Source organism: Enterobacter nematophilus (assembly GCF_026344075.1).
Lineage (GTDB): Bacteria > Pseudomonadota > Gammaproteobacteria > Enterobacterales > Enterobacteriaceae > Enterobacter > Enterobacter nematophilus.
Map to the genome: position 1 here is coordinate 69649 of NZ_JAPKNE010000010.1, position 15359 is coordinate 85007.

The window sequence follows — 15359 nt, forward strand, 5'->3', positions numbered from 1 at the left end:
AGAGCCGCCTGTGTGGGTTATTCAGCGTTACCAGCGGTAGTCGTTACGGGTTTCCCAGTCTTTGACTTCGTTTTCCGCCTGATCTTTCTCGTAGCCGTAACGTTCCTGAATTTTACCGACAAGCTGATCGCGTTTGCCTTCAATGACGGTCATATCGTCATCAGTCAGCTTACCCCACTGTTCTTTCGCTTTACCTTTGAACTGCTTCCAGTTGCCGCCGATTTCGTCTTTATTCATCATCGTGTCCTCTTAGTTAAGCGTCGGGTCGTAACGTCCGTTACGTTCTTTTCTGCTGGACGTGATAATAATTGTAGCTAAGGATTCGGCGGTTAATTTCATATTCGGAATCTTTAACCGTCACGATATATCGTGACGGGAGGGAAGCCAGGTATTATTTTGCCAGTGCCGATGCCAGATAAAGGCAAGCGACAGGCCGCGCAGGGAGAGGAATACCGCAAGCGCCAGCCACAAACCGTGATTACCCAGCCAGGGAAGCGTCAGCAGCGTCAAACCAAACCCCGCCGCCGCGACCGCCATACTGTTACGCATCTCCGCCCCGCGCGTTGCACCGATAAACATGCCGTCCAGCAGATAGCACCAGACGCCCACCACCGGCAAGATCACCTGCCAGACGATGTAGTGGTCCGCCAGTTCGCGTAAAGCCGGTAACGAAGTGAGTAATGCAATAATGTCACGGCCAAAACAGGCGTAAATCAGTGCAAACGCCAGCGCCACCAGTCCCGCTTGTCGACAGGCTGCTCGCCAGACATCCCGAAGCTGCCCACCTTCCCGCGCACCGTACGCCTGCCCGGAATGCGCCTCAACGGCATAGGCGAAGCCGTCCAGCGCGTAGGCGGTAAAGGTCAGTAATGTCATCAGGACCGCATTCACCGCGACGATCTCGGGCCCAAGACGGGCACCAAAAACCGTCAGCGCGCCGAAACAGAGCTGCAGCAGCAGCGAGCGCAGCATGATGTCACGGTTGAGCGCCAGCAGCCTGCGGATATTGCCGCGCCATGCGTTTTTGAGCAGCGCAAGGGAGATCCCGCGCATCGCCAGCACGCGCCAGACCATCCACAAGCCAATGAAAAATGTTCCGTATTCGGCAATCGCCGTCGCCAGCGCCGCCCCGCGCACGTCCATATGCAGTCCCATCACCAGCCAGAGATCGAGCACAATGTTGAGAAGGTTTCCCACGACCAGCAAAATCACTGGCGCACGGGCGTACTGCACGCCCAGTAGCCACCCCAGCAGAACCAGGTTTGCCAGCGAAGCGGGCGCGCTGAGCCAGCGGATTTCCAGGAAGCGACGCGCCTGCTCCAGTACCGCCTCACTACCGCCAACAACATGGAGCGCAAGGTCAATCAGGGGCGTGCGCAGTAAAACAATCAACATCCCCGCGCCTAGCGCCAGGATCAGCGGCTGCACCAGCGCACGCGCCAGACGTAACGGGTCTTTCGCACCATACGCCTGTGCCGTGAGCCCGGTAGTGCTCATACGTAAAAACAGCAGCAGCATAAACAGGAAGCTGGTTGCCGTCGCGCCAATCGCCACGCCGCCAAGATAAACAGGGGAATCGAGATGACCAATAACGGCCGTATCGACCAGACCCAGCAAGGGCACGGTGATATTGGAGAAAATCATCGGCAGGGCAAGACGCCACAATGCCTTATCAGATGCCGTCAGCAGTGACATGAGAAATACCGGGAATGGAAAATGAAGCAGGCTACAGCGGAAGCGTAGCCTGTCAGGAAGAGATTACAGCCATTCGCCGTTGCGAATCACGCCAACCGCCAGACCTTCAATAGAGAAGCTCTGTTCGCGGAGGTCGACCACAATCGGGGTGAACTCGTTGTTTTCAGGCAACAGCTGAACGGTGTTACCCTGTTTTTTCAGGCGTTTAACGGTCACTTCGTCATCAATGCGCGCAACCACCACCTGGCCGTTTCGCACATCCTGCGTTTTGTGAACGGCCAGCAGGTCGCCATCAAGAATGCCGATGTCTTTCATCGACATCCCGCTAACGCGCAGCAGGAAATCAGCGCTCGGCTTGAACATACCAGGATCGACCTGGTAGTGACCTTCTATATGCTGTTGTGCCAGCAGCGGTTCACCTGCGGCAACGCGGCCAATCAGCGGAATGCCCGTCTCTTCTTCCACCAGCAGGCGGATACCACGCGACGCGCCTGACACAATCTCAATTACACCCTTACGCGCCAGCGCTTTCAGGTGTTCCTCGGCAGCATTCGGAGAACGGAAGCCCAGACGCTGCGCGATTTCCGCACGCGTGGGTGGCATACCCGTCTGGCCGATATGATCCCGAATGAGATCAAACACCTCTTGCTGCCTGGTCGTTAATGCTTTCATTCCGCCCCCTGGGTGTATATACAGTTATGCTGTGAGTATATACAGTCAAAGGCGATTTTGGAACCAAAAACTGCACAAAAAACCAGGGACTTAATTATTCCTCGAGGCTCATCGGAAATGTGACCAAAGCAGCGTGACCCAGGTAATGGCTGCTGTGATAATCGCCAGCAGCACAGCGGCAGAGCCCATATCTTTCGCGCGGCCAGAGAGCTCGTGGAAATCAGAGCCGATCCGGTCGACCACAGCCTCAATAGCGCTATTGAGAATTTCCACTATCATCACCAGAAGTACGGAACCGATGAGAAGCACGCGGGTAATGGCATCTACATCAAGGAAACAGGCGATGATAACCGCGACGATAGCGGCGACACCTTCCTGGCGAAAAGCAGCTTCATTAACCCAGGCGGCACGGAAACCTTTCCACGAATAGCCGGCAGCTTTGATGATACGCGTTAACCCAGTGGTATTATTGGCCATTAAAAGAACCTTTTTTAAAAAAGAGCGTCAGTAACAGGGGCTGAAGCGCGTTTCGCTGCCGCCTGAAGTATGACGGGTAACAACAGAAATTTTGCGCGCTTTCTGTTATCCTTGCGCCGCAATTGCATTATTAACCAGAGGCTTTACATCGTTTATGTCCGGCTGGCCACGAATTTACTACAAATTACTTAATTTACCATTAAGCATACTGGTAAAAAGCAAGTCTATCCCAGCAGAACCCGCGCTGGAACTGGGGCTCGATACGTCGCGCCCTATTATGTACGTTTTGCCTTATAACTCGAAGGCGGACCTGCTAACGCTTCGCGCCCAGTGTCTGGCGCATGATTTACCCGACCCTCTTGAACCGCTGGAAGTTGACGGCACTTTGCTGCCGCGCTACGTGTTCATCCACGGTGGGCCGCGCGTGTTCACCTATTACACGCCGAAAGAAGAGTCCATCAAGCTGTTCCACGACTATCTCGACCTGCACCGCAGCAATCCTGACCTGGATGTACAGATGGTGCCGGTATCGGTGATGTTTGGTCGCCGTCCGGGCCGCGAAAAAGGCGAAGAGAACCCGCCGCTGCGCATGCTTAACGGCATCCAGAAGTTCTTCGCGGTCTCCTGGCTGGGACGCGACAGCTTTGTGCGCTTCTCCCCTTCCGTCTCCCTTCGCCGAATGGCGGACGAGCACGGCACGGACAAGATCATCGCGCAAAAACTGGCGCGCGTGGCGCGTATGCACTTCGCCCGTCAGCGCCTGGCGGCCGTAGGACCGCGTCTCCCTGCGCGTCAGGACCTGTTCAACAAGCTGCTGGCCTCTAAAGCGATTGCTCGCGCCGTTGAAGACGAAGCGCGCAGCAAGAAAATTTCCCATGAGAAAGCCCAGCAGAACGCCATTGCGCTGATGGAAGAGATCGCAGCGAACTTCTCTTACGAGATGATTCGTCTTTCCGATCGTATTCTCGGCTTTACCTGGAACCGCCTGTATCAGGGCATCAACGTGCATAACGCCGAACGTGTGCGGCAGCTGGCGCACGACGGCCATGAGATTGTCTATGTCCCCTGCCACCGCAGCCACATGGACTACCTGCTTCTCTCCTATGTGCTCTATCATCAGGGGCTGGTACCGCCGCACATTGCCGCCGGTATTAACCTGAACTTCTGGCCAGCAGGCCCGATCTTCCGCCGCCTGGGTGCGTTCTTTATTCGTCGTACCTTTAAGGGCAACAAGCTCTACTCCACCGTGTTCCGCGAGTATCTCGGCGAGCTGTTCAGCCGCGGCTATTCCGTAGAGTACTTCGTGGAGGGTGGTCGTTCCCGTACCGGTCGTTTGCTCGATCCGAAGACCGGCACGCTGTCGATGACCATTCAGGCGATGCTGCGCGGAGGAACCCGTCCGATTACGCTGGTGCCAATTTACATTGGCTATGAGCACGTGATGGAAGTGGGCACGTACGCCAAAGAGCTGCGTGGTGCGACCAAAGAGAAAGAGAGCCTGCCGCAGATGCTGCGTGGCCTGAGCAAGTTACGCAACCTGGGTCAGGGCTACGTAAACTTTGGCGAGCCGATGCCGCTGATGACGTATCTGAACCATCATGTTCCGGATTGGCGCGAGTCCATCGACCCTATCGAAGCGGTTCGTCCGGCCTGGCTGACGCCAACGGTGAACGGCATCGCGTCCGAGCTGATGGTGCGCATTAACAACGCCGGTGCGGCCAATGCCATGAACCTGTGCTGTACGGCGCTGCTGGCTTCCCGTCAGCGTTCCCTGACCCGTGAACAGCTCACGGAGCAGTTGGACTGCTACCTGGACATGATGCGTAACGTGCCGTACTCGGTTGATTCGACAGCCCCTTCTGCTACCGCCAGCGAGCTTATCGATCACGCGCTGCAGATGAACAAGTTCGAAGTCGAGAAAGACACGATCGGCGACATCATCATTCTGCCGCGCGAGCAGGCGGTGCTGATGACGTACTACCGCAACAACATCGCTCATATGCTGATGCTGCCGTCGCTCATGGCGGCCATTATCACCCAGCATCGCCGGATTTCACGTCAGGAGCTGTTGCGCCACGTTGAGACGCTCTACCCGATGCTGAAAGCGGAGCTGTTCCTGCGCTGGAGCAAGGAAGAGCTGGCCGTTGAGCTGGATAAACTGACGGAAGAGCTGCGCCGTCAGGGGCTGATCACCGTTGCGGACGACGAGCTGCACATCAATCCGTCACGCTCCCGCACCCTGCAACTGCTGGCGGCCGGCGCGCGCGAAACGCTGCAGCGCTACGCCATTACGTTCTGGCTGCTGAGCGCGAACCCGTCGATCAACCGCGGCACGCTGGAGAAAGAGAGCCGAACGCTGGCGCAGCGCCTGTCCGTTCTGCACGGCATTAACGCCCCAGAATTCTTCGACAAGGCGGTCTTCAGCTCTCTGGTGCTGACGCTGCGTGACGAAGGCTTCATCAGCGATACGGGCGATGCTGAGCCGGAAGAGACGCTGAAGGTTTATCAGATGCTGGCTGAACTGATTACGTCTGATGTGCGCCTGACGATTGAGAGCGCGACGCAGGGCGAGTGATGTAAAAAAGCCGGGTAGTGGTTCACCTTGCCCGGCCTGACGTTCTGCATAATAAAAAGGCCCGGTAAGCGCTAACGCTACCGGGCCTTATTTTTGAGCCTTGTTAAATCACCGCATTTAGCTCAGCAGCGTAAAGGCAATCATCCCGACAATGGCCCCGGTGGTGCCGAGGATGGTTTCCATCAGCGTCCAGGTTTTCAGGGTTTGCGCTTCGGTCGCGCCGGTAAACTTACCGAACAGCCAGAAGCCGGCGTCGTTAACGTGCGAGACGACAATCGAACCGCCCGCGATGCAGATAGACAGCGCGGCCATCTGCGCACCGGAGTAGTTGAGCTGTTCAATTACCGGCATCACCAGACCTACGGCGGTTAAGCACGCCACGGTTGCAGAACCCTGAATGATACGCACCGCCGCAGCCAGCACGAAGCAGGTTACCGCAATCGGCAGGCCCATCCCGGTCAGCGCTTCACCCAGAGCCGGGCCCACGCCGGAATCTACCAGCACCTGCTTGAACACGCCGCCGGCACCGATCACCAGCAGGATAATCCCCGCAGGCTGCAGCGCCGCACCGCAGATCTCCATCACGCGGTCTTTCGGCATTCCCTGGCGCATCGCCAGGCCGTAAATCGCTACCAGACACGCCACCAGAATCGCCGTGAACGGGTGACCAATGAACTCAAACCATTCGTACGCGGTAGAGCCGACCGGCACAAAGCGCGCGGCGATGGTTTTCAGGCCCACCAGCACCAGCGGGAGCAGGATCAAAGAAAGGCTAAAGCCGAAGGACGGCATTTTACCTTCGCCCAGGTGCGGCTCGGTGATGTCGTCCGGAATGTGCAGCTCAACGTAACGGCTGATGAAATTGCCCCACAGCGGACCGGCGATAATCATCCCGGGGATAGCGGCGCACAGGCCAATCAGGATCATCCAGCCAAAGTCGGCGTGCATCTGGGAGGCCAGCAGCATCGGCGCTGGCCCGGGCAGCAGAAACGCCGCAGCCGCCGCCACGCCCGCAAACAGCGGAATAACCAGCTTCACGAGGTTAGTGCCGGTATGGCGCGCCATGGAGAAGGCGACGCTGATGAGCAGCACCACCGCCACTTCGAAGAACAGCGGCAGCGCGCAAATCAGACCGGCCAGGCCAATCGCGTAGTGCGCACGGCTGTGACCGAAGGATTTGAGCATCTTGACGGCAATCTGGTCGACCGCGCCCGTCTCATGCAGGATCTTGCCAAACATCGCGCCCAGCGCGACCACAATCGCCAGGAAGCCCAGCGTGCCTCCCATCCCTTTTTCCATCGTCGCGGCGATCTTGTCGAGCGGCATACCGGAAAAGAGACCTGCACCAATAGAAACCACCATCAAAGCAACGAAAGCGTGCATACGCGCCTTCATCACTAAAAACAGCAGCAGCAATACTGAACCCACTGCTGTCAAAACTAGCGTTAATGTACTCAAAACTTACTGCCTTTTGTTAATGACCTCGATGGTGCTGGCTACAACACCCTCCAGTGACTGATCGATATCAACCACTAAGACGTCTTTTTCATCTTCACCCGGCTCCTGAAGCGCTTCGAACTGCGTCACCAGCATCTGGGTTTTAAAGAAGTGGCCTTTACGCGCCTTCAGACGGCTTTCAATGACCTCGAAATCGCCCTTCAGATAGATGAAGGAGAGGTTCGGATTGCCGTCGCGCAGCAGGTCGCGGTAGGTTTTTTTCAGCGCGGAGCAGACGATCAGGGAAACTTTATTGGTGCGCTGCATCGCGAACGCGGCGTCATTCAGCGCCTGCAACCACGGTTTGCGGTCGTCATCGTTCAGCGGCTCGCCGGAGGCCATTTTCATAATGTTGCTGCGCGGATGGAGGAAGTCACCATCAAGAAACGCAGCCTGAAGTTGATGCGCCACTTCGCTCGCCACGGCAGATTTACCGCTACCGGACACGCCCATCAGGACGTAAACGTGGTGATCGTGATTAGTCGTGCTCAAAGGGTGTCCCTCAGTCAATTGTTACGGGTAACAGTTATCGGTAACATTGTCCTGCTGGGGCAAAAGAGAAGCAATATCCAAACGTGCGCGAAGTGAATAAGTGTGAGCTACTTCAAATTTGTCAGTTCAAATAGATCCACCCGGTGACAAGGTGAAACCTAAATCTAACATTTTAGGGGTAACCGTCTCTCCACGAATGCGCGCCAGCAGGCGTTCTGCGCCAATGCGGCCCATGCGTTCACGCGGTGTCAGAACGCTCGCCAGACGCGGCTCCATCACCTGACCAATATCGTGGCCGTGGAAGCCAGCAATCGCCATATCCTCAGGGATCTTCAGCCCCAGACGCTGGCATTCGAACGCTGCACCGACCGCAAGGTCATCGTTGGTACAGAAAATACCGTCCAGTTGCGGATACTCGCGTCGTGCCTGGCGCATCAGCTCAATACCCGAAGTGTAAGATGAGGACTGCTCCACCATCACGCTGTACGGGGTTAAGTTCGCGTCGAGCATCGCCTGCTCGTATCCCTTCTGTTTGATGATAGTACGTTCATCAAGACGCGCACCCAGATAGGCAATATGACGATGCCCACGGGCGATAATGGCCGCCGTCATCTGACGAGCCGCTTCAAAGTTATCGAACCCAACGGCGATGTCGAGGCATGGCGACTGGCTGTCCATGAGCTCCACCACCGGAATACCGGCGACTTCAATCATTTTGAGCGTGCGGGCAGTGTGGGTACGTTCGGTTAAAATCAGGCCGTCAATGTTCCAGGAAAGCATTGATTCAAGACGTTCCTCTTCCAGTTCCGGCTTGTACCCATAGTGCGCGAGCATGGTCTGGTAGCCAAAAGCATCGGTGACGCTTTCAATGCCGCGCAGAACTTCAGCGAAAACCTGGTTGGTCAGGGAAGGAAGCAGGACGCCCACCGCACGGCTGGTCGCATTGGAGAGAATATCGGGTGCGCGGTTGGGAATATAACCCAGTTCATCAAGGGCGGCAGCAATCTTGCCACGCAACGCCACGGAAACCTGTTCCGGGTTACGTAAAAAACGGCTGACCGTCATTTTGGTCACACCGACGCGATCGGCGACATCCTGAAGTACGGGGCGTTTCTTTTTCATCGTCCTGAGAAATCTTGAAGTGAGAGATTTGCTCAGTTTATCACGGACAAAGCTCAACCTTCCCCGTTTAAAGGGAAGGTTGAGAAATTATTTAGACCGGAGGCAGGTCAAACAGCAGGATTTCGCTTTCGCTGTCGGCATGCACAGAGAGCGCCTGCTCATCCCAGACGGCCAGACCATCGGCGGTGGTGGCTTTGGTGCCGTTAATAGACACTTCACCTTTCACCACCTGGATCCAGACGCGGCGATTGGCGGCAATCTGGTGCACGGACTGTTCGTCTTTCGCCAGCGCCCAGCGGTACAGCTCCATATCCTGATGCACTTTCAGAGAACCTTCACGCGCGTCCGGGGACAGCACCAGCTGTTTGCCCTGTTTCGCGTCGAAGCGGCGCTGCTCGTAGCGTGGCGTGATGCCGGTCTCTTCTGGAATGATCCAGATTTGATACAGGTGCAGTTTTTCCGTTTTGCTCGGGTTGTACTCGGAGTGACGCACCCCGGTACCCGCGCTCATAATCTGGAACTCGCCCGCCGGAACCTGCTCTTTGTTGCCCATGCTGTCCTGGTGCTCAACCGCCCCTTCCAGCACATAGGTCAGGATTTCCATGTCTTTGTGCGGGTGAGTACCGAAGCCCTGGCCTGCATCAATCACGTCGTCGTTAATCACGCGCAGTGCGGAGAAGCCCATGAAGTTCGGGTCGTAGTAGTCGGCAAACGAGAATGAATGCCATGAGTCCAGCCAGCCATGATTTGCGTGACCACGTTCGTTTGCTTTGCGTAAGTAGATCATTGTTTTCACCCTCAGTTCGTTTCGATGGAGTAAGTGTGGACTCAAACGGTCGGGGATCATAGAGGGTGAAAATTGACTCCTCTGTTCAAAAATTATGAACAAGCGCAGAGGAGCCGTTTTTGCTTATTTCGCGAGGGTTACCGTGGCAGGAGAAGCCTGCTCGAAGGCCCGCTCAAGGATTTCGAGATTGGTCAGAACGTCAGATTCCTTGACGTAATTCGGCGCGCCGCTGGTGAGGGTTTCATACAGCGCATCGTAGACGCGGCCATAGTCGCCGGTTTCCGATTTCAGCTCTTCTTTGACCGTTACGCCGTCATCGTTCACATACTCCAGCACGCCCACGGAATCGTCCGCCGCAAAGCCCGGTTCGCCCGGCATGATGTTGGCCTTCAGGCTGGTCTCCTGCTGGTCAATGCCGTACTTAATGAACGAGCCTTTGGTGCCGTGAACGATAAATTTCGGGTAGTCGATTTTTACCAGATGGCTGGTTTTGACGATGGCTTTAAGGTCGCCGTAGAACAGCTGCGCTTCAAAGGTATCGTCCGGGTTGGCTTTATTGCGCAGGCTGCGGATGTCATACGCCACGTGGTCCGGGCGGCCAAACAGGGAGATGATCTGGTCCATGGTATGTACGCCCAGGCCGTAGAACGAGCCGTCCTGCGGCAGACCGGGCTGGGTTTCCGCCACCGGGCGGTAGTAATCGAAGTGGCTTTCAATTTCCACGATGTCGCCCAGCCTGCCGCTCTCAATCGCTTTTTTCGCCGTCAGGAAGCAGCTGTCGAAGCGACGGTTCTGATACGGGGTGACGGTCAACCCTTTGCTTTTCGCCAGCGCGAACAATTCCTTCGCTTCGGCAATGGTCGGAGTGAACGGCTTTTCGACCAGCACGTTTTTACCCGCTTCGAGCGCGCGCTTCGCGTAGTCGAAGTGGCTGTCGGCGTGGGTGCAGACGACCACCAGCTTTACCTGCGGGTCATTCAATACTTCATTAAGATCGCTGGTGAAGTGAATGTGGGAATACTGCGGAGACTGCTCTTCCGGCTTCGCGCTGCGGCGGTAGATGTGGGCGACGTGCCAGGTGTCTTTACGGTGGAGGACATATGGAAGGTGGTAACGCGTGGTGCTTTTGCCAAATCCAATAAATGCGCAATGTAGTGTCATGGCTCAGTCCTTTTTAAGGTTACTGAGTCTAACCATAACAAAAAAAAAGCCAGCGAGAAGCTGGCTAAAGTAATACTGGAAGCAATGTGAGCAATGTCGTGCTTTCAGGTTCCCGTAGGGGTCTTCCTGAATGCAAAGCAATAATAATCATTCTCATTCGCACTTGTCCAATACTTTTTGCAAAAAATAGCGGTTGACTCAAATTTTAAAGTCATTGATGTTGGAGGGGACTTTTAACCGACTGAGGAACAAGGAATGAGTGAGATAGTGATACGCCACGCTGAACCGAGAGATTACGACGCCATTCGTCAGATCCACGCCCAGCCGGAGGTGTACCACAACACGCTACAGGTTCCTCATCCCTCAGAGCAGATGTGGCATGACCGGCTAACCGACCAGCCCGGCATCAAGCAGCTGGTCGCCTGCATCGACGATACCGTCGCCGGGCATTTGTGCATTGCCGTCGCACAACGCCCGCGCCGCAGCCACGTTGCCGATTTCGGTATTTGTGTGGGTGCGCAGTGGCAAAATCGGGGCGTTGCCAGCGCGCTGATGCGAACCATGATTGATATGTGCGACAACTGGCTGCGCGTCGACCGCATCGAGTTAACGGTGTTTGTGGATAACGAACCGGCTATCGCGGTGTACAAAAAGCATGGGTTTGAGATTGAAGGCACCGGCAAGCGCTACGGCCTGCGCAACGGCGAGTATGTGGATGCGTATTATATGGCGAGAATGAAGTGACATAGACCCCTCACCCTAACCCTCTCCCCAAAGGGGAGAGGGAACGATTACACCCTCTCCCCTTTGGGGAGAGGGCCGGGGTGAGGGGGATGTTCAATATCCCGCCGTTAAATCATCCACCGAACGCGGGTCCGACGCCCCAAACAGCGCGCCGTCCGGCCCGACCATAATGCTCTGGGTGCTGCCCATCGCCTCTTTCACCGCCACCTTCTGCCCGCGCTGCTCCAGCAGCTTGATGGTGTCCGGGCTAAAGCCCTTCTCCACGCGCAGCTCGTCCGGCAGCCACTGGTGGTGGAAACGCGGGGCGTTGGTGGCTTCGGCGACGTTCATCCCAAAGTCGATGCTGTTGACCACCATCTGCAGCACGGTGGTGATAATACGGCTCCCACCCGGGCTACCGGTCACCAGCCAGGTTTTCCCGTCTTTCACCACGATGGTGGGCGACATGGACGACAGTGGACGCTTCTTCGGCCCTACCGCATTCGCATCGCCGCCGACCAGCCCGTAGACGTTCGGCACGCCCGGCTTGGCGGAGAAGTCGTCCATCTCGTTGTTCAGCAGAATGCCGCTGTTGCCCGCCACAATCCCGGTACCGAAGGTGGTGTTGAGCGTGTAGGTTACCGCCACCGCATTGCCGTCTTTATCCACCACCGAGAAGTGCGTCGTCTGGTTGCTTTCATACGGCGCCAGCTTGCCGGGGCGGATCTCGCTCGACGGCTTAGCCTTGTTGATGTCGATCTGATCGGCAATGGATTTGGCATACGCCTTGTTGGTCAGCGCCTGCCACGGCACCTTCACGAAGTCCGGATCGCCAAGATATTCCGAGCGGTCAGCATAGGCGCGTTTTTCCGCTTCCGCCATCACCTGCATGGCATCCGCGCTGCCGAAGCCGAACTTGTGCATATCGAAGTTTTCAAGAATGTTGAGGATCTGCACGATGTGAATGCCCCCAGAGGACGGCGGCGGCATGGAGAAGACCTCGTAGCCGCGGTAGGTGCCGCTAATCGGCTCGCGCTCCACCGCCTTGTATTCCGCCAGATCCGCTTTGGTGATAAGCCCGCCGTTCTTTTGCATCTCTTGCGCAATCTGGTCGGCAATCGCTCCTTTGTAGAACGCATCCGGACCGTGCTCCGCAATCAGCTCCAGGCTTTTGGCGAGGTTCTTCTGCACCAGCCTATCGCCCTTCTTCAGCGGCTCGCCGTCTTTCCAGAAGATGGCCTTGCTGTTTTCATGGTTCGGAATCACTTCGCTGCCGTAGGTTTTGAGGTCGTCCGCCAGGGCGTCATTCACCACAAAACCTTCCCGCGCCAGCTTGATGGCAGGCTGCACCACCTTGTTCAGCGGCATCGTGCCGTATTTTTCCAGCGCCAGCGAGAAGCCCGCAACGGTGCCCGGCGTGCCGGACGCAAGATGCGAGGTGAGAGATTTTTTGCTGTCCGGGTTGCCCTGGTCGTCGAGGAACATATCGCGGGACGCCTGCGAAGGCGCCATTTCACGGAAGTCGATGGCGGTAGTTTTCCCGTCTTTGGTGCGCAGCATCATAAAGCCGCCGCCGCCCAGGTTCCCCGCCTGCGGGTGCGTCACCGCCAGCGCATAGCCGACAGCGACCGCCGCATCCACCGCGTTACCGCCCTGTTTGAGAATATCGACGCCCACGCGGGTTGCCAGCGCATCCACCGATGCCACCATGCCATGGGTTGCCCGCACGGGATGAAAAACATCTTCCTCCACGCCGTAAGAGACCGGAGGCGCCGCCGGCGGGTTGGCCGCCACGCTAAATGTACCGCCTGCCATCAGCGCGGCGATGGCGACCCAGCGCAAGAAGGTTGGTTTCATCATTATTGTTCTCCAGGTGAAGGGATCCATATTCCCCGCTTAAGCCTGGTTCACAACTCCTAAAAAATCATCGTCATGGTGAAATCAGGGTAAACTTAAGAGAGGCCTCAAGAGGAGGAAATGACAATGAAACGCTTGATGATTCTTACGGCGCTGATCCCGTTTGCCGCGCTCGCACAGCCACTCAACACCATGAACAACCCGAACCAGCAGGGTTACGTTATCCCGAGCCAGCAGCGTATGCAGACGGAGATGATGAGCCAGCAGCAACAGCAAAAAGGGATGCTGAATCAGCAGCTGAGAACGCAGACCCAGATGCAGCAGCAAAGCCTGCAAAACCAGATGAACGCCAACATCCAGCGCGTGCAGCAGGGGCAGGTGCGCGAGCAGCCGCTGCCGAATAAAAACGGCGGGATGTTAGGTGGCATGACGTCTACAGGCAGCGGACAGCAGCACATGCTGCCGCCGCAGTCGAATGGCAGTATGCTTAATCCGCAGAATTAAAGTCCGGGCCGATCAGGTCGATTGCATCGGTACAGATACTGTCCACGCCCCAGCGCAGCAGTTCGGCTGCACGCTGGGGTTTGTTAACGGTGTAAACCAGAATATGCATACCCGCGTCTTTCAGCATTTTCACCCGCGCCGCATCCAGCAGCTTGTGGTTCAGATGGATCGAGACGCAGCCCAGGCGCGTCGTTAGCTCGCGCCAGTCCTCGCGCCATTCGTCCAGCAACAGCCCGCGCGGTAGCTCAGGCACGGCCGCCTGTGCGGCCTCCAGCGCGTCGATGTCAAAGGACGACAGCAGCGGCGCGGTCATCCCTTCCCACAGCTCGCGCGCGGCAAGGGCAATCACTTTGCCCGTCAGCGGCCCGGTGCCGGTGGTCGGTTTGATTTCGATGTTGGCCATCATGCCGTGCTGGCGACAGCGATCCGCCACTTCCGCCAGCAGGGGCAGCGGTTCGCCTTTGAATTCGCCGCTGTACCAGCTTCCAGCGTCCACCTTCAGCAGATCGCGCCACGGCAGTTCACCCGCCACGCCCCAGCCGTTGCTGGTGCGTTCGAGGTTGTCGTCATGCAGCAGGAAAATTTCGCCGTCCTTTGACAGCTTGGCATCGAACTCGATCATCGTGTGGCCGTAGCGCGCGCCGACATCAATCGCCGCCAGGGTGTTTTCCGGGGCCAGCTTACCGCTGCCCCGGTGGGCGACGACGTGGGGATAAGGCCAGTTGCTCATACTCGTTGTCCTGTTTCACCGTCAAAAAGGTGCAGATGGTTTTCCGGCAGGTGCAGCCACAGCGTGCTGCCCGCTTTCGGGCGTTCCTGATGCGCCAGGCGCACCACCATTTTTTGCTCGCCCCAGCGCCCGTGCGCCAGGTTATCTGCACCCAACATCTCCAGCGTGTCCATCACCAGCGGCACGCCGCCGTCCGCCTGAGAGGTTAAACCAATATGCTCGGGGCGGATACCGAGCGTCATCTTACGCCCGGCGTAGCCACGATAGTACCAGTTGATCGGCAGCGCCATCCCGCTTTCCAGCTCAAAATGCGTGCCCGCGCTGCTGATGCGCCCCTCCAGCAGGTTCATCGCCGGGCTGCCGATAAAGCTCGCCACAAAGCGGGTGGCCGGTTTCTCGTACACCTCCACCGGAGTGCCAATCTGCTCCGCAACGCCTTTGTTCATCACCATTACGCGCTGGGCGAGGGTCATGGCTTCAACCTGATCGTGGGTCACGTACAGGGAGGTGGTTTTCAGACGACGGTGCAGCTGCTGCAGCTCAAGACGCATCTGGACGCGCAGCTTGGCGTCGAGGTTAGAGAGCGGCTCGTCGAACAGGAATACCGCCGGATCGCGCACGATGGCGCGCCCCATTGCCACGCGCTGGCGCTGGCCGCCGGAGAGCTCGCGCGGGCGGCGCTTCAGCAGGCCGTCGAGTTCCAGAATGCGCGCCGCCTCTTTCACCCGCTCGTCGATATGGCCTTTGCCCATGCCGCGAATTTTCAGCCCCCAGGCCATGTTCTCCTCCACGCTCATGTGCGGATAGAGCGCATAGTTCTGGAACACCATCGCGATGCCTCTGTCTTTCGGCTCCATTTCGGTGACGCGCTGACGGTCAATCCAGATATCCCCGGACGTCACGCGCTCCAGCCCCGCCACCATGCGCAGCAGGGTGGATTTTCCGCAGCCGGACGGGCCGACCATGACGATGAATTCCCCGTCCGCCACGTCGAGCGTCAGCGGCTGAATCACCTGGGTTTTGCCGTCCCAGCTTTTGGTTACTGCCTGTAATTTTAAACCTGCCAT

General features: G+C 57.3%; 15 protein-coding genes and 1 pseudogene. 3 read left to right on the forward strand and 13 right to left on the reverse strand.

The annotated features are described in order from the left end of the window. Positions 1-27: 27 nt before the first annotated feature. The 5 genes and pseudogenes from OSH03_RS19710 to OSH03_RS19725 form a co-directional block, all read right to left on the reverse strand. On the reverse strand, positions 28-237 hold the full coding sequence (locus OSH03_RS19710) for a CsbD family protein (protein ID WP_003860314.1): 210 nt from the start codon (positions 235-237) through the stop codon (positions 28-30). A 49-nt stretch (positions 238-286) separates the two neighbouring features. Further along, a pseudogene (locus tag OSH03_RS22120) lies at positions 287-361 on the reverse strand (hypothetical protein); the annotation flags it as partial. Further along, a complete protein-coding gene (dinF, locus tag OSH03_RS19715; protein WP_061099558.1) occupies positions 358-1695 on the reverse strand; it encodes an MATE family efflux transporter DinF in 1338 nt (445 codons plus the stop codon). The pseudogene OSH03_RS22120 and the gene dinF, both read right to left, overlap by 4 nt. Positions 1696-1758: 63 nt before the next feature. After that, on the reverse strand, positions 1759-2367 hold the full coding sequence (gene lexA / locus OSH03_RS19720; RefSeq protein ID WP_028015162.1) for a transcriptional repressor LexA: 609 nt from the start codon (positions 2365-2367) through the stop codon (positions 1759-1761). Positions 2368-2475: 108 nt separating this feature from the next. Beyond that, a complete protein-coding gene (locus OSH03_RS19725; protein ID WP_014830281.1) occupies positions 2476-2844 on the reverse strand; it encodes a diacylglycerol kinase in 369 nt (122 codons plus the stop codon). 154 nt (positions 2845-2998) lie between these two features. Here OSH03_RS19725 and plsB point away from each other — a divergent pair, with 154 nt between their 5' ends. Further along, positions 2999-5419: a glycerol-3-phosphate 1-O-acyltransferase PlsB gene (gene plsB / locus OSH03_RS19730; protein WP_266179880.1), complete on the forward strand. Its 2421-nt coding sequence runs from the start codon at positions 2999-3001 to the stop codon at positions 5417-5419. Between the two features lie 117 nt (positions 5420-5536). Here plsB and gntU read toward each other — a convergent pair whose 3' ends face one another. From gntU to OSH03_RS19755, 5 genes are all read right to left on the reverse strand, one after another. Next, positions 5537-6877, reverse strand: coding sequence for a gluconate transporter (gene gntU / locus OSH03_RS19735; protein WP_014833577.1), 1341 nt, complete (start codon positions 6875-6877; stop codon positions 5537-5539). A 3-nt stretch (positions 6878-6880) separates the two neighbouring features. Continuing rightward, on the reverse strand, positions 6881-7408 hold the full coding sequence (gene gntK / locus OSH03_RS19740; protein ID WP_008503362.1) for a gluconokinase: 528 nt from the start codon (positions 7406-7408) through the stop codon (positions 6881-6883). 126 nt (positions 7409-7534) lie between these two features. Further along, the gene (gene gntR / locus OSH03_RS19745; protein WP_014882133.1) at positions 7535-8530 is read right to left on the reverse strand and encodes a gluconate operon transcriptional repressor GntR; all 996 of its coding nucleotides are present in this window, start codon (positions 8528-8530) and stop codon (positions 7535-7537) included. A 91-nt stretch (positions 8531-8621) separates the two neighbouring features. Further along, positions 8622-9317: a pirin family protein gene (locus tag OSH03_RS19750; RefSeq protein ID WP_003861565.1), complete on the reverse strand. Its 696-nt coding sequence runs from the start codon at positions 9315-9317 to the stop codon at positions 8622-8624. 123 nt (positions 9318-9440) lie between these two features. Continuing rightward, positions 9441-10478 carry an oxidoreductase gene (locus tag OSH03_RS19755; RefSeq protein WP_266179881.1) on the reverse strand — a complete coding sequence of 346 codons (1038 nt, stop codon included), beginning with the start codon at positions 10476-10478 and terminating at the stop codon, positions 9441-9443. Between the two features lie 255 nt (positions 10479-10733). Here OSH03_RS19755 and yhhY point away from each other — a divergent pair, with 255 nt between their 5' ends. Then, a complete protein-coding gene (gene yhhY, locus OSH03_RS19760; RefSeq protein WP_253540360.1) occupies positions 10734-11222 on the forward strand; it encodes an N-acetyltransferase in 489 nt (162 codons plus the stop codon). A 93-nt stretch (positions 11223-11315) separates the two neighbouring features. Here yhhY and ggt read toward each other — a convergent pair whose 3' ends face one another. Continuing rightward, positions 11316-13061 carry a gamma-glutamyltransferase gene (gene ggt / locus OSH03_RS19765; RefSeq protein WP_266179882.1) on the reverse strand — a complete coding sequence of 582 codons (1746 nt, stop codon included), beginning with the start codon at positions 13059-13061 and terminating at the stop codon, positions 11316-11318. Positions 13062-13184: 123 nt separating this feature from the next. Between ggt and OSH03_RS19770 the strand changes: the two genes are divergently transcribed. Continuing rightward, positions 13185-13562 (forward strand): DUF2756 family protein, encoded by a 378-nt coding sequence (locus OSH03_RS19770; RefSeq protein WP_266179883.1) that lies wholly within the window; start codon positions 13185-13187, stop codon positions 13560-13562. On the opposite strand, the gene ugpQ is transcribed toward OSH03_RS19770, so the two are convergent. Continuing rightward, positions 13546-14292: a glycerophosphodiester phosphodiesterase gene (gene ugpQ, locus OSH03_RS19775; protein ID WP_266179884.1), complete on the reverse strand. Its 747-nt coding sequence runs from the start codon at positions 14290-14292 to the stop codon at positions 13546-13548. The two genes, OSH03_RS19770 and ugpQ, sit on opposite strands and share 17 nt — an antisense overlap. Further along, the gene (locus tag OSH03_RS19780) at positions 14289-15359 is read right to left on the reverse strand and encodes a sn-glycerol-3-phosphate import ATP-binding protein UgpC (protein WP_047362620.1); all 1071 of its coding nucleotides are present in this window, start codon (positions 15357-15359) and stop codon (positions 14289-14291) included. The genes ugpQ and OSH03_RS19780 overlap by 4 nt, the downstream gene beginning before the upstream one ends.

Excerpts from the sequence above, each read along its gene's own strand:
- ugpQ (WP_266179884.1), bottom strand. The coding sequence starts at position 14,292 with ATGAGCAACTGGCCTTATCCCCACGTCGTCGCCCACCGGGGCAGCGGT.
- OSH03_RS19755 (WP_266179881.1), bottom strand. The coding sequence starts at position 10,478 with ATGACACTACATTGCGCATTTATTGGATTTGGCAAAAGCACCACGCGT.
- OSH03_RS19710 (WP_003860314.1), bottom strand. The coding sequence starts at position 237 with ATGAATAAAGACGAAATCGGCGGCAACTGGAAGCAGTTCAAAGGTAAA.
- dinF (WP_061099558.1), bottom strand. The coding sequence starts at position 1,695 with ATGTCACTGCTGACGGCATCTGATAAGGCATTGTGGCGTCTTGCCCTG.
- lexA (WP_028015162.1), bottom strand. The coding sequence starts at position 2,367 with ATGAAAGCATTAACGACCAGGCAGCAAGAGGTGTTTGATCTCATTCGG.
- yhhY (WP_253540360.1), top strand. The coding sequence starts at position 10,734 with ATGAGTGAGATAGTGATACGCCACGCTGAACCGAGAGATTACGACGCC.
- OSH03_RS19780 (WP_047362620.1), bottom strand. The coding sequence starts at position 15,359 with ATGGCAGGTTTAAAATTACAGGCAGTAACCAAAAGCTGGGACGGCAAA.
- OSH03_RS19750 (WP_003861565.1), bottom strand. The coding sequence starts at position 9,317 with ATGATCTACTTACGCAAAGCAAACGAACGTGGTCACGCAAATCATGGC.
- OSH03_RS19725 (WP_014830281.1), bottom strand. The coding sequence starts at position 2,844 with ATGGCCAATAATACCACTGGGTTAACGCGTATCATCAAAGCTGCCGGC.
- plsB (WP_266179880.1), top strand. The coding sequence starts at position 2,999 with ATGTCCGGCTGGCCACGAATTTACTACAAATTACTTAATTTACCATTA.
- ggt (WP_266179882.1), bottom strand. The coding sequence starts at position 13,061 with ATGATGAAACCAACCTTCTTGCGCTGGGTCGCCATCGCCGCGCTGATG.
- OSH03_RS19770 (WP_266179883.1), top strand. The coding sequence starts at position 13,185 with ATGAAACGCTTGATGATTCTTACGGCGCTGATCCCGTTTGCCGCGCTC.
- gntR (WP_014882133.1), bottom strand. The coding sequence starts at position 8,530 with ATGAAAAAGAAACGCCCCGTACTTCAGGATGTCGCCGATCGCGTCGGT.